General features: G+C 68.5%; 10 protein-coding genes. 3 read left to right on the top strand and 7 right to left on the bottom strand.

Annotated elements, in window-relative coordinates; translation table 11 throughout:
* Positions 1–8: 8 nt before the first annotated feature.
* The 3 genes from AC1DXX_RS04320 to xdhA form a co-directional block, all read right to left on the bottom strand.
* Positions 9–992 (bottom strand): LysR family transcriptional regulator, encoded by a 984-nt coding sequence (locus tag AC1DXX_RS04320; RefSeq protein ID WP_478132931.1) that lies wholly within the window; start codon positions 990–992, stop codon positions 9–11.
* 94 nt (positions 993–1,086) lie between these two features.
* Positions 1,087–3,546: a xanthine dehydrogenase molybdopterin binding subunit gene (gene xdhB / locus AC1DXX_RS04315; RefSeq protein ID WP_478132930.1), complete on the bottom strand. Its 2,460-nt coding sequence runs from the start codon at positions 3,544–3,546 to the stop codon at positions 1,087–1,089.
* A gap of 2 nt (positions 3,547–3,548) precedes the next feature.
* Positions 3,549–5,168: a xanthine dehydrogenase small subunit gene (xdhA, locus tag AC1DXX_RS04310; RefSeq protein ID WP_478132929.1), complete on the bottom strand. Its 1,620-nt coding sequence runs from the start codon at positions 5,166–5,168 to the stop codon at positions 3,549–3,551.
* Positions 5,169–5,378: 210 nt separating this feature from the next.
* Between xdhA and AC1DXX_RS04305 the strand changes: the two genes are divergently transcribed.
* On the top strand, positions 5,379–5,849 hold the full coding sequence (locus AC1DXX_RS04305) for a hypothetical protein (RefSeq protein WP_478132928.1): 471 nt from the start codon (positions 5,379–5,381) through the stop codon (positions 5,847–5,849).
* A 4-nt stretch (positions 5,850–5,853) separates the two neighbouring features.
* Here the strand turns inward: AC1DXX_RS04305 and AC1DXX_RS04300 are convergent, their stop codons facing one another.
* From AC1DXX_RS04300 to AC1DXX_RS04290, 3 genes are read right to left on the bottom strand one after another with little or no spacing between them, the layout of a single operon-like run.
* Entirely contained in the window at positions 5,854–6,078 is a 225-nt protein-coding gene (locus AC1DXX_RS04300; protein ID WP_478132927.1) for an MbtH family protein, read from the bottom strand.
* A 19-nt stretch (positions 6,079–6,097) separates the two neighbouring features.
* A complete protein-coding gene (locus AC1DXX_RS04295; protein ID WP_478132926.1) occupies positions 6,098–7,417 on the bottom strand; it encodes a glycosyltransferase in 1,320 nt (439 codons plus the stop codon).
* 12 nt (positions 7,418–7,429) lie between these two features.
* Positions 7,430–14,923, bottom strand: a complete 7,494-nt coding sequence (locus AC1DXX_RS04290) for a non-ribosomal peptide synthetase (RefSeq protein ID WP_478132925.1) — start codon at positions 14,921–14,923, stop codon at positions 7,430–7,432.
* A gap of 19 nt (positions 14,924–14,942) precedes the next feature.
* Between AC1DXX_RS04290 and AC1DXX_RS04285 the strand changes: the two genes are divergently transcribed.
* Entirely contained in the window at positions 14,943–15,146 is a 204-nt protein-coding gene (locus AC1DXX_RS04285; protein ID WP_478132924.1) for a hypothetical protein, read from the top strand.
* A gap of 440 nt (positions 15,147–15,586) precedes the next feature.
* On the opposite strand, the gene AC1DXX_RS04280 is transcribed toward AC1DXX_RS04285, so the two are convergent.
* Entirely contained in the window at positions 15,587–16,504 is a 918-nt protein-coding gene (locus AC1DXX_RS04280; RefSeq protein WP_478132923.1) for a LysR family transcriptional regulator, read from the bottom strand.
* Positions 16,505–16,582: 78 nt separating this feature from the next.
* Here AC1DXX_RS04280 and AC1DXX_RS04275 point away from each other — a divergent pair, with 78 nt between their 5' ends.
* A complete protein-coding gene (locus AC1DXX_RS04275; protein ID WP_478132922.1) occupies positions 16,583–18,742 on the top strand; it encodes a thiamine pyrophosphate-dependent enzyme in 2,160 nt (719 codons plus the stop codon).
* The last annotated feature ends 3 nt before the right edge of the window (positions 18,743–18,745 follow it).

Raw genomic sequence — 18,745 nt, 5'->3', positions numbered from 1 at the left:
CCGAAGGGTCAGGGGGGATCGGGTGCTTCAGGCGCGAGGGTCCGCGCGGAGGGTGTGGCGAGGGCGGGCCGCAGTGACGCCGCCACGTCCTTGATGCATTCGCGCAGCCAGCGCGCGGAACTCGACGAATGGGTGCGTTCGTGCCAGAGCTGGTAGTACATGAGCCGCGGCAGCGCCACCGGGCAGTCGAGGATCTTCACCGGCAGCCGCGCCGCGAAGCGCTCGCAGTACTGGCGGCCGGTGGTCAACACCAGCAGGCTCGAGGCCACCATGTCGGGGATCAGGCTGAAGTGCGCGCAGCGCGCCGTGATGTTGCGCTGCCGCCCGAGCTCGTCGAGCATCTGGTCGATGATGCCGCGCCCACCGGGGTGCATCGGCGTGGGCGCGATGTGCTCGGCCGCAAGCCAGGTCTCCAGGTCCCAGCCGCGGCGCACCGCCGGATGGTCCTGGTTCACCAGCGACACCACCTCGTCGCCGAAGAGGCGCGCCATGTGCAGGTCTTCCGGGGGCTTCTGCCAGTTGCCGATCACCAGGTCGACCTGCCCCAATGCGAGATGGCCGTGGTAGTCCGAGTCGGGCGAAAGCGCGTGGATCTCGATCTGGCACAAGGGTGCTTCGCGCTTGACGTGCGCCACCAGCATCGGCAGGAAGAGCGGGTCCATGTAGTCGCTCGCTGCGATGCGGAAGGTGGTGGCCGCCGACTGCGGCTCGAAGCCGCGCGCGTCGGAGAACAGCATCTCGGCGGCGCGCAGGATGCTCGCGGCGGGCTCGATCATCCGCAGCCCCGCATCGGTCGGCACCATGCCCGAGCCCGAGCGCACCAGCAATGGGTCGCCCGACAGCTCGCGCAGGCGCTTCAGCGCGGCCGAAACGGCCGGCTGGTACATGCCCAGGCGGATGGCTGCGCGCGAGACGCTGCGGTCGGTCAGCACGGTATGAAGCACCCGTATGAGATGAAGATCGATCTTGTCGAAAAGCGCCTGGTCTCTCATGGCTGTTCACACCTTTCTTGTCTGTGCGAACAGTTATACAGCGCAGCATTTGGGGATCGGAAGGAAGCTCGGACCGTGCGAGCACGGCCCGTTTTCATTCGACCGATGCAGATTGCACCGCTGTGACGGCGCGAAGAATCGACTCGCTCGTGGCCGGCGCCTTCAGTGGCGGATCGACCTTGTGGTCGCCGGCCGCCGACACCGCGTCGCGGATCGCGAAGAACACCGAGAACGGCAGCAGCAGCGGTGGCTCGCCCACGGCCTTGCTGCGGTGGATCGAGTCCTCGAAGTTCTGGCCTTCGAACAGGCGCACGTTGAAGACGGGCGGGCAGTCGTTGGCGGTCGGGATCTTGTAGGTGCTCGGCGCGTGCGTGGTGAGCATGCCGCTTTGCGGATGCCACACCAGCTCCTCGGTGGTAAGCCAGCCCATGCCCTGGATGAAGGCGCCTTCGACCTGGCCGATGTCCACGGCCGGGTTCAGCGACTTGCCCGCATCGTGCAGGATGTCGGCGCGCAACAGCTTCCATTCGCCGGTGAGGGTGTCGACGATCACCTCGCTCACCGCCGCGCCGTAGGCGTAGTAGAAGAACGGGCGGCCCTGCATCTTGTCCTTGTCCCAGCTGAGGCCGGGCGTGGCGTAGAAGCCGTCGGACCAGAGCTGCTTGCGGTCGAGGTACGCCTCGCCGACCACTGTGCTGAACGCCAGCGTGCGGCCGTTGACTTCGACCTTGTCGTTGGCGAAGCGCACTTCGCTGGCCTTGCCGCCGTGGCGTTCGGCTGCGCTTTCGGCCAGGCGTTCGCGGATCTGGCGGGCCGCATCCTGCGCGGCCTTGCCGTTCAGGTCGGCGCCGGTCGATGCGGCCGTGGCCGAGGTGTTCGCCACCTTGGTCGTGTCGGTCGCCGTGACGCGCACGCGCTCGAAGCTCACGCCCAACTCGTGCGCCACCACCTGCGCCACCTTGGTGTTGAGGCCCTGCCCCATCTCGGTTCCGCCGTGGTTCACGAGGATCGAGCCGTCGGTGTACACGTGCACCAGCGCGCCGGCCTGGTTGAAATGCTTGACGTTGAACGAGATGCCGAACTTGAGCGGCGCCAGCGCCAGGCCGCGCTTGAGCACCACGCTCTTCCTGTTGAACGCCGCGATCTCTTCGCGCCGCGCGCGGTAGTCGCTGCCGGCCTCGAGGTCGGCCACGAGTTCGTGGACGATGTTGTCGGTCACGGTCTGGCGGTACGGCGTGACGTTGTTCTCGGCCTTGCCGTAGAAGTTGACGCGCCGCACGTCGAGCGGATCGCGCTTCAGTTCCCGCGCCACCGAATCCATGATGTTCTCGATGGCAATGGCGCCCTGCGGGCCGCCGAAGCCGCGGAAGGCGGTGTTGCTCTGCGTGTTGGTCTTGCCCGAGTAGCCGTGCATCGCCACGTTGGGCAGCCAGTAGGCATTGTCGAAGTGGCACAGCGCGCGGGTCATCACCGGGCCCGACAGGTCGGCCGAGTGGCCGGCGCGCGAGACCATCGTGATCTCCGCGCCGAGGATGCGGCCCTCGTCGTCGTAGCCCACGTCGTATTCGTACCAGAAGCAGTGGCGGCGTCCGGTGACCATGAAGTCGTCGTCGCGGTCCAGCCGCAGCTTCACCGGGCGCTGCAGCTGCCGCGCCGCCACTGCCGCCACGCAGGCGAACAGCGCCGACTGCGACTCCTTGCCGCCGAAGCCGCCGCCCATGCGCCGGCATTCGACATGCACTTCGTTCGACTGCAGGTGCAGCGCATGCGCCACCAGGTGCTGCATCTCGCTCGGGTGCTGCGTCGAGCAGTGGATGTGCAGCGCGCCGCCTTCCTTCGGAATGGCGTAGCTGATCTGGCCTTCGAGGTAGAACTGCTCCTGCCCGCCCACGTCGAGCGTGGCGGTGTGGCGGTGCGGCGCCTTGGCGATGGCGGCGCGCACGGCAGCCTCGTCGCCTTCGTTGGCGCTGCCGCCGCTGCGCACGATGTGCATCGGCGGCACCACGTACTGGCCGCGCGCGTGCGCGTCCTGCGGCGTGATCACGGGCGGCTGCGCCTCGATGGTCATCGCGTCCTTGGCCTTGGCGGCCGCGCGGCGCGCGGCGTCGCGCGTTTCGGCGATCACCGCGAACACCGGCTGGCCGAGGTAGCGGATCTCGCCGCCGTCCGCCACGGGCAGCAGGATCGGGTCGTCGTGAACGATCGAGCCGCAGTCGTTGGTGCCGGGGATGTCGTCCGCCGTCAGCACCGCGACCACGCCGGGCGTCGCACGGATCGCGTCGAGCGACAGTGCCGTGACGCGACCGTTGGCAACGGGCGAAAGGCCCAGCGCGCAATGCAGCGTGCCGGTGAGTTCGGGGATGTCGTCGATGTAGGTCGCTTCGCCGGCGACGTGCAGGTGTGCCGATTCGTGCGGCCGGCTGATGCCGACGCGCATGCCCAGATCGTGCGCGAGCGCTTCGCCGCCGACGTCGATGCGGGCGGCGGTGTTCTTCAGGTAGTCGGCAAAGGCCTCGGCGGGCTGCAGCAGGCGGGCGTCGATGGGTTTGTTCATGGTCAGACGCCTTCCACGGCCTTGGTGGCCTTGATTGCTGAATGAGGCATCGCGCTCCAGACGCTGGTCTCTTCGAGGGAGAGCGCGTCATCGGTACGGGTTTCGAGCCAGAGGCGCTGGATCAGGTTCTGTGCCACCTGCAGCCGGTAGTCGGCCGAGGCGCGCATGTCCGACAGCGGCTTGAAGTCCTGCGCGAGCGCGAGCTTGGCGGTGGCGACGCTGGCCTGCGTCCACGGCTTGCCGACGAGGGCCGCCTCGGCATTCGCGGCGCGCTTGACGGTGGCGGCCATGCCGCCGAAGGCGAGGCGCACGGCCTTGACGGTGTCGCTGCCCGCTTCGAGTTCGATCGCGAAGCCCGCGCACAGCGCCGAGATGTCGCAGTCGAAGCGCTTGCTGATCTTGTAGGCGCGCACCTGGCGGCGCATGGCGGCCAGCGGGACCGCCAGCCCCTGCACGAACTCGCCCGGCTGCAGCTGGTTCTTCATGTAGTCCAGGTAGAAGTCGGGCAGCGGCATGCGGCGCACGGCGTCGCCGCGGCGCAGCTCGATCTCGGCGTCGAGCGACATCAGCACCGGCGGCGAATCGCCGATGGGCGAGCCGTTGGCCACGTTGCCGCCCATGGTGCCGGCATGGCGGATCGGCGGCGAGGCGAAGCGCAGCCACACGTCCTCGAGGCTGGGCACGCGCTGCACCAGGGCTTCGAAGGCGGATTCGAGCGAGGCGCCGGCGCCGATGTAGAGCTCGCCACCCGTGTCGTTCTGACGGACTTCGATGGTCTTCATTTCGGCAACGTCGCCCACGTAGATGATGTCGCCGAGGTCGCGGAACTGCTTGTTGACCCAGAGGCCGACGTCGGTCGATCCGGCCAGCAGCTGGGCGCGCGGCTTCTGCTCGCGCAGCGCGGCGAGCTGGGCCAGGGTCCGGGGGGCGTGGAAATGGTCCATGCGGGCGCCGAGCGGCGCGGCGTAGTCCAGGTCCAGCCCGTCGTCGTGCAGCGCGGTGAGCGCGGCCACCACGGGCCCGGTGTCGAGCCGGACGGCCGGCAGGTCGAACATGCGCTGGCCGGCATCGAGGATCGGGCGGTAGCCGGTGCAGCGGCAGAGGTTGCCCGAGAGCTCGTCGGCCAGCTGCTGGCGCGTCGGCTGCGTGCCCCCGGCCTGGTGGTGCTCGTAGGTGGACCACAGCGACATCACGAAGCCCGGCGTGCAGAAGCCGCACTGGGAGCCGTGGCAGTCGACCATCGCCTGCTGCACGGGGTGCAGGGTGTGGACGGCGTGCTTCTTGTCCTGCGGCTGCGCTGCGGCGCACTGTGCCTTGAGGTCTTCGACCGTGAACAGCGCCTTGCCATGCAGGGTCGGCAGGAACTGGATGCAGGCATTGACCGTCTGCAGTTGCAGGCCGCCGATGGCGCCGGGGGCGTTGGCATCGGTGGCCAGCTCACCGATCACCACCGTGCAGGCACCGCAGTCACCCTCGTTGCAGCCTTCCTTGGTGCCGGTGCAGTGCGCGTCCTCGCGCAGCCAGTCGAGCACCGAGCGGGTCGGATGGACGCCGCTGACGTCGACGATCTTGCCGCGATGGAAGAAGCGGACGGGTTGGATGTTGTTGCGCTCTGTACTCATGCTCTTTGGGCTCGTGGGCGGCTCGGTTTCCCGGCCATGCCTGAACGTTAGCCGGTTGCGCCGCAGCCCACATACCGCCGGAGCCATATTGCGTATGCCGGCGCGGGTATGCGACCTAGGGGGAAACCCTGGAGAGCGAGAGCAATTCCCGGGCCATGAGCGAGCCGCGGGGCCATGACGGCACACGCACCGCGGCTACAGTCCACGCCCATGGAAAACAATCCCTACGCACCGCCCACAGCGCCGATCGTCCCCTTGCCTGACACAAAGGCCGAGCGATCCGGGCGCAGATGGCACACGAACCTGCTGCTTGCCCTGCTGACCCTCTGGTCGCCCGTCACGTTTCTGGCCCTCATCGTCGTGCTGGCCAAGGCGCCCAAGGGGTTTCTGGGGTTCGTGGACTACTACGTCTTCCTGTCGGTCCCGATCCTCATCGGCATCGGCGCCTACCTTCTCTTCATCCGAAGCAAGTACCGGCCACTGCCCTTCCTGGCGCTGCCGGTCCTGTATTTCCTGGGCGCCGTTCGCCTGCATCCGGAACTGAGTCCCAGGCACTGGCAGCTCAACGCCAGCTACCTGAGTCAGTTTCCGCTGTCGTACAGCCTTTGCGCGGGCTTCTTCGCTGCCTGCGCGGTCTACTGCTTCGTCCTCAACAAGCAGGAGGGCAGCGAAGACCGCTGACCGCTCATTGCGCCGGTGCGCCCGACGTACCTGCCGCCACCAGCGAGCGCGGGCGCATGTCCTGCCAGTTCGCTTCGATGAAGGCGTTGCAGGCGCCCCGGTCGGTCGCGGCCAGGGCCACCTGCCAGCCGGCGGGCACGGCGATGAAGGCCGGCCACAGCGAGTGCTGGCCTTCGTCGTTCACCAGGACCTGGAAACTGGCGTTCTTGTCGTCAAACGGGTTGCTCATCGTCGATTTCCTTGGGGGTTCAAGCCATTTCCGCGGATGCGGGGGTTGTCTGCAGGAGCACCGCGAGGGCCTCCGTGATGCCGGTCAGCGCGTGATGGCGCGCGAAATCCTCGCGCAGCACGGCGGCACGCTGCCTATGGGTGGATTCGCCCAGCACCTTGCGCACGGCGTCGCCGATCTGGCGGGCACTCGGCTGGCCATTGGCGAGGTTGATGCCGGCGCCCGACCAGGCCACGCGCGCGGCGATCTCCGGCTTTTCCTCGGTGGTTCCCGCCACCACCAGCGGCACGCCGAGGCTCAGCGCATGGTTGACCGAGCCGTAGCCGCCGTTGGTCACCATCGCATGCACCTTGGGCAGCAGCCGGTCGTAGGGCAGGAACGGCAGCACGCGGACATTGGCAGGCACGTTCGCGCCCAGCGCGGCCGGCACCGGGCCGCCGGTGGTGGCGATGACCAGGATGCGCTTGTCGCCCGCCAGCGCCTGCAAGGTCGGGCCGATCAGCTGCGCCGGGTTCTGGTTGGCCAGCGTGCCCTGCGTGACCAGCACGACCGAGCGGCCGTCGTCGAGTTCGTGCCACCAGTCGGGCGGCACGAAGTCGCGGCTGGCGGGCGAGAGCAGCGGGCCGACGAACCGCACCGACGCGGGCAAATCGCTGCGCGGGTATTCGAAGGACGGCGCGGTGAGCTGCAGGTAGAGATCGGGCAGCTTGACCATCGCGTCGACGAAGAAGTCCGGCAGCGCGGGCAAGCCCGAGCGCGTCAGCAAGCCATCGAAGTAGCGCTGCACCTCGCCGAACATCGCCTGCTTGAGGTTGGCGTTCATCGCCCGGTTGCGCACGCGCCCTTCCGGTGTGGACGACGGCGGCAGCGCGGTGCCGAAGAAGGCGGTGTCGCAGCTGGACAGCGGCAGCGCCGAGATGCCGATGGCGACGATCGCCGGACGGTCGTCGCGCGCACCCAGCAGCAGCGGAAAGGTGCCGCAGAACATCGTGTCGACCACGATCGCGTCGGCCTCGAAGTCTTCCAGGATGGTGCGGATGCCCTTCAGCTGCGCGGCCATGGCATCCGCAAAGAAATGCTTGAGGCCGAAGCACAGCTGGGCATGCGCCGACGGCAGCCGCCGGCGCTCGGGAAAGCGCTCGTCGAGCTGCCGGTGGTCGAAGTCGATCGCGGGCTCGAAGGCGGTGAACGTCGCGCCGGTCGCCTCGGCCTGCGTCCTGAACTGGCTGGCGGTGTGCACCCGCACCTCGTGCCCAAGGCCCACCAGGTGCTGGGCGATGGCCAGCATCGGCAGGACGTGGCCCGGCAAAGCGGTTGCCGCGATGAGATAGCGTGCCATCCGACGGTCCTCCTACGATGCGCTGGTTTCCAGGGCGCGGCGCGCCTTGGTGTCGATGCCGAGATCGACGAAGTAACGCTGCAGCAGCTCGCGGTCCACCGGGCGGATCGGCGTGCCGATGGCCTCGAGCTGCGCATGCGTTGCCGCACCGCTCACCTGCGGCGGCGTGGCCGAGGTGTCGTAGCGGTCGAGGATGGCCAGCACCGCGGCCAGGTCGCGGTCCTGCCCGGTGGCCAGCCGCGCATGGGCGCGCTGCAGCCAGGGCTCGAGCCCCACCGGTTCCAGCCGCATGCCGAGCCGTTCGAAGACCGGCGGGATGTCGCGCACCCGCAGCGGCGCCTGGCTCATCAGGTGGAACACCTGGCCCCACGAGGCCTGCTGCCCCGCCAGTCCGAGGATGGCGCGCGCCACGTCGTCCACCGGCGTCAGGTTGAGCGGCAGGTCCATGTCGGGAATCGCTTCCAGGTCGGCATAGAGGTGCGCCACGCGCCAGATCAGGTCGTCGGCGTTGCAGATCGCATGGGTGTGGTCGCCGGTGACTGCCCCCAGCCGGTAGATCGCGACCGGCATGCCCCGCGCCTGCGCCTCGCGGGCCAGCGCGTCGCCGACCCACTTGCTCTGGCTGTAGCCATCGACCAGCCCGCTCCACGAAGCCAGCGCCGACTGCTCGGTGACGGTGCCCTCCTTGTTGTTCTGGTCGATCACCGCCAGCGTGGAGACGTAGTGCATGCTCTTGGCCCGGCCCTGCGCGGTCCATTCGAGCAGCGTGACCACGCTCTCGACATTGGCGGCCTTCAGGCTGGCATAGGGGTGCAGGAAGTCGACCTGCGCGGCGCAGTGGTAGATGGCGTCGCAGCCGTCGCGCACCAGCTGCACGGCGCTGTCGTCGAGGCCGAGGCGCGGCCTGCCGAGGTCGCCGGTCACGACCTTGATCCGCGCGTCGTCCCAGATCGCGCCGAGCTGGCGCTGGGCCAGCGTGCGCTTCAGGCGAAGCTCGCCCGCCTTCTCGTCTTCGGCGCGCACGTGGCAGACCACGCAGGCCGTGGTGTCGCGCAGCAATGCGGCCAGCAGGTGACTGCCGACGAAGCCGCTGGCGCCGGTCAGGAACACCCGCTTCGGCACCCGCTTCGGTGCAGTGTCCTGGGGGCGGATGTGCGCAGGCAGCTGGAGTTCGCGCGACAGGTCCAGTGCCTCGGCGGTGCCGCCGGCGTTGTCGTCGATCCACGCAGCCAGTTCGGCAATCGAGGGACGGTTGTAGACCTCGGCGTGCGGAAAGTCCGCGCGGACCTGCTGGCGGATGCGCATGCCGAGCTGGATGGCCATCAGCGAATGCCCGCCGAGCTCGAAGAAGTTGTCGTGGATGCCGACGCGTTCCAGGTGCAGCGTCTCCGACCAGAGCCCGGCCAGCAGCTTCTCGGTGGGCGTGCGCGGCTCGGCATACTGCGCGGCGGCCTGCTGCTCGGGCACGGGCAGCGCCTTGCGGTCGAGCTTGCCGCTCTGGGTCAGCGGCAGCGACGGCAGGTGGACGAAAGCCGAGGGCACCATGTAGTCGGGCAAGGCCTTCGCCATGTGCGCGCGCAACTCGATCGGCTGCGGATCGGCGGCGGCGACCACGTAGGCCACCAGGCGTTTCTCGCCCGGCACGTCTTCCCGTGCGATCACGGCCGCCTGCGTCACCAGCGGGTGCCGCAGCAGCACGGATTCGATTTCGCCCGGCTCGATGCGGAAGCCGCGGATCTTCACCTGCTGGTCGGCCCGGCCGAGGAAATCGAGGCTGCCGTCGCTGCGCCAGCGCACCAGGTCGCCGCTGCGGTACATGCGGCTGCCGGGTGCGCCGTAGGGGTTGGCGACGAATCGCTCGGCGCTGAGCAGCGGACGGTTCAGGTAGCCGCGCGCCAGGCCGCTGCCGGCAATGTAGAGCTCGCCCACGACGCCCGGCGGCACGGGCTGCAGGCTGTCGTCGAGCACATACATCCGCGTGTTCCAGATCGGCTGGCCGATGGACGGCAACGCTTCGGCCGTCATCGGTGCGCTCATGCTCGCGCAGATGGTGATTTCGGTCGGGCCGTAGGCATTGACCATGCGGCGGCCTTGCGACCAGCGCGCGGCCAGCGCGGCGGGACAGGCATCGCCGCCCACCACCAGCGTCTGCAGGTGCGGGAACTCGCCGTGCGGCAAGGTCGCCAGTGCGGCCGGCGGAATCAGCGCATGGCTGACGGCCTGCCTTTCGAGCAGGTCGGCCAGGTCGGTGCCCAGCAGTTGCGGGGCCGCCGGCACCACCAGCGCGGCGCCGGCGTGGAAGGCCATCAGCTGGTCCATGACGGAGGCGTCGAAGCCGCAGGAGGAGAACTGCAGCACGCGCGCGTCGTGGCCGATCGCAAGCCGCTCCGCCATGGCCGTCCCCAGGCTGCTCAGGCCCGCATGCGGCACCACCACGCCCTTGGGCACGCCGGTGGAGCCCGAGGTGTAGATGATGTAGGCGGCATCCTGGGGGTCGGCAGCGTGCGCCGGCGCCGGAGGGCCATCCGACTGGATCGCCAGCGCGGCAACCGTCTCGTCGCTGTCGAGCGCCAGGCAATGCGGAACACCGGCCAGCTGCGGCAACAGCGACGCGTGGGTCAACACGCCGGCGGGCGCGGCTTCCTCGAACACGAAGGCGCTGCGCGCGGCCATGTGGTTCGGGTCGATGGGCAGGTAGGCCGCACCGGCCTTGACGATGGCCAGGTGCGCGACGACGAGGTCGAGCGAACGCGGCAACACCGTCGCGACGATGGCGCCGGCACCGATGCCCCGGCCACGCAGCAGGTGCGCGAGCCGGTTGGCCCGCACATCGAGCTCGGCATAGCTGACGGTCGCGTGGTCGAGCACCACCGCCGCCGCCTGCGGGCGCTCGGCGGCATGCGACGCCACCATGGCGGCGAGCGAAAGCGGCGCCAGCTCGCGCGTGGGGCCGCTCCAGTCGGACAGCAGGCGATGGTTTTCCTCGGCGCTCAGGATGGCCAGGCTGCCCAGCGCCTCATCGGGCGCATCGCAAGCCTCTTCCAGCAAACGCACCAGCCGCGCCGCGATCGCTTCGACCGTGCTGCGGTCGAACAAATCGGTGCTGTACTGGATGCCGCCGGCAATGCCGCCCGGCAGGCCGTCGGCGCCGCGTTGCTCATCGAGGATGAAGGACAGGTCGAACTTCGCGGTGTCGATGGCCACCGGCTGCGGCGTGATCGACAGGCCGGGCAGGCTGAAAGACAACCGGTTGCTGCCCTGCTGGAATCCCAGCATGACCTGGAACAGGGGCAGATTGGCGCCCGAGCGCCCCGGCCGCAGCAGCTCCACGATGCGGTCGTACGGAAATTCCTGGTTCGCATACGCAGCGAGATTGGTGGTCCGCACCCGCGCAATCAGTTCGCGCAGGCTCGGTTGGCCCGAGACGTCGGTGCGCAGCACCAGCGCATTGACGAAGCAGCCGATCAGGTCGTCCAGCGCGTGATCGCTGCGCCCGGCAACCGGCGTGCCGATGGCGATGTCGTCGCCGGCACCCAGGCGATGCAGCAGGCCCACCAGCGCGGCCTGCAGCACCATGAAGACGCTGGCCTGGCCGTCGCGCGCCAGCTGCAGCATGCGCTCGTGGACATGCGGCGCGATCTGCATCGGCACCACGTCGCCGCGGTAGCTGGGGACGGGCGGGTGCGGGCGGTCGACGGGCAGGCTCAGCTGCTCGGGAAGGTCGCGCAAGGTCTCGCGCCAGAACTCGCGCTGGCGGCCGGCCATGCTGTCGGCGTCGTCTTCGCTGCCGAGCAGATCCTGCTGCCACAGCGCGTAGTCGGCATATTGCAGCGGCAGCGGCGCCCAGTCCGGCGCCTTGCCTTCGCACCGTGCGGCATAGGCCATGCTCAGGTCGCGCGCCAGCGGCAACAGCGACGCGCCGTCGCCGACGATGTGGTGCGTCAGGAGCAGCAGCACGTGCTCGTCGCTGGCCAGCCTGAACAGGTGGGTGCGCAAGGGTGCCGTGGTGCCGAGCTTGAAGCCGCGGCGGCCCGCGGCATGCAGCTGGGCCGCGATCTCTTCTTCGCTGCTGTCGGCTTCGATCACCGCCGGCCGTGCGTCCGCACCGTCGAGGATGTGCTGGTACGGCAGCCCGTCTTCGTTCGGATAGATGGTGCGCAGGCTTTCGTGGCGCTGCACGAGGTCGCCCAGCGCCTCGTGCAGCGCTGCGCGGTCCAGCACGCCGGAGAGGCGCAAGGCCAGCGGCATGTTGTAGGCCGGGTTGGCTTCTTCGAGCTGGTTCATCAGCCACAGGCGGCGCTGCGCGAAGGACAGCGGGATGCGCGGCGGACGCGGCATCGGCGTGAGGCTGGGGCGCGCGACCGACTCCCGGTCCAGCAGCTCCGCGAGGCCGGCGATGGTGGACACCTGGAACAGCGTGTCCACCGGCAGGTCGATCATGAACTGCTGCCGGATCATCGAGATCAGCTGCACGATCATCAGCGAATGCCCGCCGAGCTCGAAGAAGTTGTCGTGGACGCCGACGCGCTGCAGGTGCAGGGTCTCGGCCCAGAGGCCGGCCAGGATCTTTTCGGTGGGCGTGCGCGGTGCGGCGTACGGCGTTGCGGCCTGCAGCTCCGGCGGCGGCAGTGCCTTGCGGTCGAGCTTGCCGCTCGGGCCCAGCGGCAGGGCCGGCAGGCTGACGAAGGCCGAAGGCACCATGTACTCGGGCAAGGCCTGCGCGAGGTGGGTGCGCAATTCGGCCGGCTGCGGGTCGGCCGCATCGGCTGCAACGACGTAGGCCACGAGGCGCTTCTCGCCCGGTACATCCTCGCGTGCCACCACTGCGGCCTGGGCGACTTGCGGATGCTGCAGCAGCACCGATTCGATCTCGCCCGGCTCGATGCGCAGGCCGCGGATCTTCACCTGCTGGTCGGCACGGCCGAGGAAGTCGAGGCTGCCATCGTTGCGCCAGCGCGCGAGGTCGCCGCTGCGGTACATGCGGCTGCCGGGTGCGCCATGAGGGTTGGCGATGAAGCGCTCGGCGCTCAGCAACGGACGGTTCAGGTAGCCGCGCGCGAGGCCGATGCCCGCGATGTACAGCTCGCCGGTCACGCCGGGCGGCACCGGCTGCAGGCCGCTGTCGAGCACATGCATCTGCGTGTTCCAGATCGGGCGGCCGATGGGAACGCTCGCCGATGCCGGCTCGGCCTCCGGTGCACGCAGACACTCCCACGACGTGACGTCGACGGCGGCCTCGGTCGGTCCGTAGAGGTTGTGCAGCTCGCAGGACAGGCGCTGCCGGAACTGCGCCTGGAGCGCGGGCGACAAGGCTTCGCCGCTGCAGATCACCCGGCGCAGCGTGGTGCATGTGGACGCGGCGGGCTCGCGCAGGAAGACCTCGAGCATCGACGGCACGAAGTGGATCGTGGTAATGCCTTCGCCGGCGATCAGGCCGGCCAGGTACACCGCATCCTTGTGCCCACCCGGCTTCGCCAGCACCAGCGTCGCGCCGTCGATCAGCGGCCAGAAGAACTCCCAGACCGACACGTCGAAGCTCGAAGGCGTTTTCTGCAGCACGCGGTCGTCGGCCTGCAGGCCGTACCGGTCCTGCATCCAGCGCAGGCGGTTGACGATGGCGCGGTGCGACACCACCGCGCCCTTCGGCGTTCCGGTGGAGCCGGAGGTGTAGATCACATAGGCCGGATGCGAGGGATCGATCGCGGTGCCCAGGTTGGTTTCGGCATGACTCCCCAGTTTGGCAATCGTTTGCGGCAGGTCGAGCAGAAGTTGCGATGCGTCGCCCGGCAGTGTCTCCGCCAGCGCCGCGGTCGTGATGAGGCACACCGGTTGCGCGTCGCCGAGCATGAAGGCGATGCGGTCCTGCGGAAAATCCGGATCGACCGGCAGGTAGGCAGCGCCGGTTTTCAGGACGGCCAGCAACGCCACCATCAGCTCCATAGAGCGCGGGATGGCCAGCGCCACCGTGCGCTCCGGGCCTGCGCCGCGTGCGCGCAGCAGGTGCGCGAGCCGGTTGGCGCGCCGGTTCAGTTCGTCATTGCGCATCGCCTGCCCGTCGAAGCGCAAGGCAATGCCCTCCGGGTTGCCTGCAAGCTGCGCCTCGATCAATGCCGTGAGGCTGGTGTCCGGCACCGCATGGGCCGTGTCGTTCCAGTCCACCAGCAACTGCCGGCGTTCGTCGGCGCCGAGCAGGTCGATGTGGCCGATGGCCTGGTCCGGCTGGCGGATCACCGCGGCCATGAAGGCGAGCAGCCGGCGCTGGTGATCGGCCAGCGCCTGCGCGGTGTGCACCGCGGGATTGGCATCGAAGTCGATCTGCAGGTCCTGCCCGTTGCCGCGCTCGTACAGGAAGATGCCCAGGTCCTCGGCCGTTCCGTTGGACAGGTTGCGCGGCCTGGCGGCATGCCCTGCAAAGCGGAAGTCGTAGTCGAAGGGCTCGACGTTGACGACGGTGGTGAACAGCTGCCGGTTGTTGACCAGCATGTTCAGGTCGCTGCGCAGGTGCTCGTAGCGGTAGGACTGGTGCCGCAGGATCTGACGCATCTGCCGTCCGACTTCGCGGATCAGCTCCGGAATCGGCAAATCCGCGCGCATGGCGAGCCGCAGCGGCAGTGCGTTCGCGACCATCGCCGGCACGCGCCGCATGCGATCGTTGTGGCGCGCCGTGACCGGGATGCCGATCGCCATGTCCTCGATGCCGGTGGCGCGGTACAGGTAGGCCGCGGTGGTCGCGATCAGGATCTGCGGCAGCGTGGTGCCGAGCTCTTGCGCGATGCCCTGCAGCGCCTGCACGCTGGCGGCCGGCAGGTGCACCGTCTGGCGCAGCAGGCCCCCGACGTTGACCGAGCGGCGCGAGGCAAGGCTCAGGGGATCGGGTGCATCGCCGAAGCGCTCCGCCCAGTACTGGCGGTCGCGCAGGAAGCGGCCGGACTCGCGGTAGGCGTTTTCTTCCTCGGCGAGCTGCGAGATCGGTGCCAGGCGAGACTCTTCGGGCACCGCTGCGCTGCCGGCGACCATCGCGCTGTAGACGTCCGCGAAGCGGCGCGCAATCAGGCCGCCGCCGAAGCCGTCGAGCACGATGTGGTGGCTGCGGTGGTACCAGATGTGGCGACCGGGCGCGAGACGGATCAGCGCGGACAGCCACAGTTGTCCGTTCGCCAGGTCGATGTTGCGGGTGAAGTCGGCACGCATCCAGTGCTCCGCTTCGGCCTCCGGATCGCTCTCCCCGCTGAGGTCGAGGTAGGGAATCTCGCCGGTGAAGGTGGGCGCAACGACCTGGCGCGGCCCGTGCCCCGCATCGACAAAACTCAGGCGCGTGGCTTCGGCTTCATCGGCCACCTGCCGCATGGCCGAGAGAAAGATGGCGGGGTCGATTTCGCCATCGATATCGATGGCCTCGGCGAGGTTGAAATTGGTGTCGGGCGACGCGAACCTTGCGCCGAGCCACATCGCCATCTGACCCGAGGTGAGGGGCGCGGTGCGGCCCAGCTGATCGACGGTACTCATGCACTTCTCCAGGTCTTGAATGAAATTGGCAACGATGCATGTGCGCGTGAAATGGACGCGTGGCGCACCCGCCGCTCAAGGAGAAATGCTGGTGGTCCGCGATGACAATCCGTTCACATTGCCAGACCAATGTACAAGTGGTTGCAATAATTTCAGTGACGGTTTTTGGGATGAAAACATTTCGCACACGGCTTTGAGCGCGAAAGATTTCATCGGGAAGTGAGCATTCGATCCGCGGTGTCGAAATGCGAAGGCTTTCATCGTATTTCGAAGCCCCGGCGCCTCGAAAGAATGTTGCGATGCAGCAACTTGTTGCAGGCCTTGTAGGGGCATACATTGGCGTGCTAAAGACGCGCCTCGCAGCGCGTACTTTTGGTTCTCTGAAGCAGCGTTCGGGGCGCGTGCACAGGACACCGGGTGCTCCCCTCCGCGAATGTCCCCCGCTTCGCTCCTCCTTTATTTCGCTGCGGGGAGCACCCGGTGCCCTGTGCACGATGAGCGCTGCTCTCGTGCGGGCCGATCAACAAGTGCTCTGAACGATCACGCTGGCGGTGTGCTCTGCGCAGCGAAATAAAGGAGGAGGCCTGCGGCCCTAGGCCGCGCCGGGGGACATTCGCGGAGCAGAGCACACCGTCGGCGTGAGCGCGCCCTGAACAAAGCACTTCAAATAGCACGTTCCGAAAACAACGCCACGATCACCTGCCGCAACCACCGGTTGCCCGGATCAGCCTCGAAGCGCTTGCTCCAGTGCAGCGACACCGTGAAGTCGCGCAGCGGAAACGGCGGCTCGACGATGGCGTAGCCGCCCTCTTCGGCAAAGCTGCGCGCGATGTTGCGCGGCATCACCACTGCGAGGTCGGTGGCGCGCACGATGGCCGGCAGCACCATGAAGTGCTCAGTCGTGAGACGCAGGCGGTCTTCGAGATTCAGCAGCTGCAGGATGCGCAGCGTGTCGGCGTGCGTGCGCACCGCCACGTAGTCGAGCTCCTGCAGCGCCTCGAGCAGCGCCTGCCCGCTGCGCCGCCGCTTCACGAAGGGATGGCCCTTGCGCAGCAGCACGATGTAGCGGTCTTTCAGCAACTGGGCACGCTGCGTGTCCTTCACCTTGGGCAGGAAGCCGAAGGCGAAGTCGACCCGGCCGCTGTCGAGCGCCGCGGCAATGTCGCCGGTGGCCAGCGGCATGGTCTCGATCCGCACGCCCGGCGACAGTTCGCGCAGCCGCGCCATCAGCGCCGGCAGGAAGCGCCCCTCGCCGATGTCGCTCATGTGGATGCGAAACAGCTTGCGCGAGGCCGCCGGGTCGAAGCGCTCGGGCTCGGCCAAGGCCTGCTGCAACATGGCCAGCGCGGCCTGCACCGGCACCGCCAGCCGCTCGGCCCGCGGCGTGGGCGCCACGCCGCCGGGGGTGCGCGTGAAGAGCGCATCGCCCAGCAGCAGGCGCAGCCGCGTGAGGCCATGGCTGGCCGCCGGTTGCGTCAGGCCCAGGGCTTCGGCCGCACGGCTCACGCTGCGGGCCCTGAAGACCGCATCGAAGAGCCGCAGCAGGTTGAGGTCGAGCTTTTCGATATGCATGGCATTCATGTTGGATAGCTTGCTTATTTTATTGATGTATGGCGGCACGCCGACCACACTGCGAGACCCCCAGAAAAAAGAGACACGATGGAAGTTTCATTCAGCAAGGAAGTCGAGTTGCTGCGCCTCGGCGCAGGCGACACCTTCCACGGCGAGGGCATCCTCGCCATCACCAAGGGCCTGCTGCAGTCGGGCGTGGCCTATGTGGGCGGCTACCAGGGCGCGCCGGTGTCGCACCTGCTGGACGTGATGGTCCAGGGCAAGACCTACATGGACGAACTCGGCGTGCATGTGGAGGCCTGCGCCAACGAGGCCTCGGCCGCGGCGATGCTCGGCGCGTCCATTCACTATCCGCTGCGCGGCGCCGTGACGTGGAAGTCGATAGTCGGCACCAACGTGGCGGCCGACGCGCTCTCCAACCTTTCTTCGCCGGGCGTGACCGGCGGTGTGCTGATCGTGGTGGGCGAGGACTACGGCGAAGGCGCCAGCGTGATCCAGGAGCGCACGCATGCCTACGCGCTCAAGTCGAGCATGTGCCTGCTCGATCCGCGGCCCGACCTCGGCGTGATGGTGCGCATGGTGGAAGAAGGCTTCCGCCTCTCCGAAACCTCGAACATGCCCTGCCTGATGGAGCTGCGCATCCGCACCTGCCACGTGCGCGGCAGCTTCGAGTGCAAGGACAACATCGCGCCCGCCGTGTCGACCCGCGCGCCGATGGCCGAGCCTGCCGGCTTCGACTACATGCGGCTCGCGCATCCGCCCGTCACCTTCCGCCACGAGAAGCTCAAGGGCGACGAGCGCATTCCGGCGGCGCGTCGCTACGTCGTCGAGCACGGGCTCAATGAACTGATGCCCGGCCGCGCCCACGCCGACCTTGGCATCGTGGTGCAGGGTGGGCTCTACAACGCGCTGATCCGAAGCCTGCAGCAGCAGGGGCTGGCCGATGCCTTCGGCGAGACGGACATCCCGATCCTCGTGCTCAACGTGACCTACCCGCTGGTGCCCGAGCAGGTGGCCGACTTCTGCGTGGGCAAGCGCGCGGTGCTGGTGGTGGAGGAAGGCCAGCCCGAATACATCGAGCAGGACATCGCCACGCTCTTGCGCCGCCGCGACATCCAGACGCCGCTGCATGGCAAGGACCTGCTGCCCGCGGCCGGTGAGTATGGCGTCGAGGTGCTGTCGGGCGGCATCGGCGCCTTTGCTGCGAAATACATCGAGGCCAGCGAGGCCTCGTCGTCCGCGCAGGCCTGGCTGGCCGGCAACCGGGAGCGCCGCGAGGCCGTGGCACGGCAGCTCGCCGCGCCGCTGCCCAACCGGCCGCCGAGCTTCTGCATCGGCTGTCCCGAGCGTCCGGTGTTCTCCGCGCTCAAGCTCGCGCAGCAAGAGACGGGGCCGGTGCACATCGCGGCCGACATCGGCTGCCATGCCTTCGGCACCTTCGAACCGTTCTCGATGGGCCACTCGATCCTCGGCTACGGCATGAGCCTCGCGAGCCGCGCGGGCGTGGCGCCGATGATGAGCCGCCGCACGCTGTCGATCATGGGCGACGGCGGCTTCTGGCACAACGGCCTGCTCACCGGCGTGCAGAGCGCGCTCTTCAACGACGACGACGCGGTGCTGCTGATCTTCAAGAACGGCTACACCTCGGCCACCGGCACGCAGGACATCATCTCCACGCCCGACGACGAGATGAAGGAGCGCGCCGTCGACAAGCAGCAGAGCCTGGTCGACAAAAACCAGACCATCGAGGCCACGCTGACGGGCCTGGGCGTGAAGTGGATGCGCACCGTCACCACCTACGACGTGGAGCGCATGCGCAAGACGCTGACCGAGGCGCTCACCAGCGACTTCAACGGGCTGAAGGTGGTGATCGCCGAGGGCGAGTGCCAGCTCGAGCGCCAGCGCCGCATCAAGCCGTGGATTGCAAGCCTCCTGAAAAAAGGCGAGCGCGTGGTGCGCGTGAAGTACGGCGTGGACGAAGACGTGTGCAACGGCGACCACGCCTGCATCCGCCTCTCGGGCTGCCCCACGCTCACGCTCAAGGACAACCCCGATCCGCTCAAGGTCGACCCGGTCGCCACCGTGATCGACGGCTGCGTGGGCTGCGGCCTGTGCGGCGCGAATGCGCATGCGGCCACGCTGTGCCCGAGCTTCTACCGGGCCGAGGTGGTGCAGAACCCCAAGTGGCATGAACGCCTTCTGCACGGACTGCGCGGTGCCATGGTGCGCGCACTGCAACCGGCATGAAGG

The organism is Variovorax sp. P4_B10, assembly GCF_056402375.1.
This window is presented reverse-complemented; position numbering and strand designations above follow the sequence as displayed.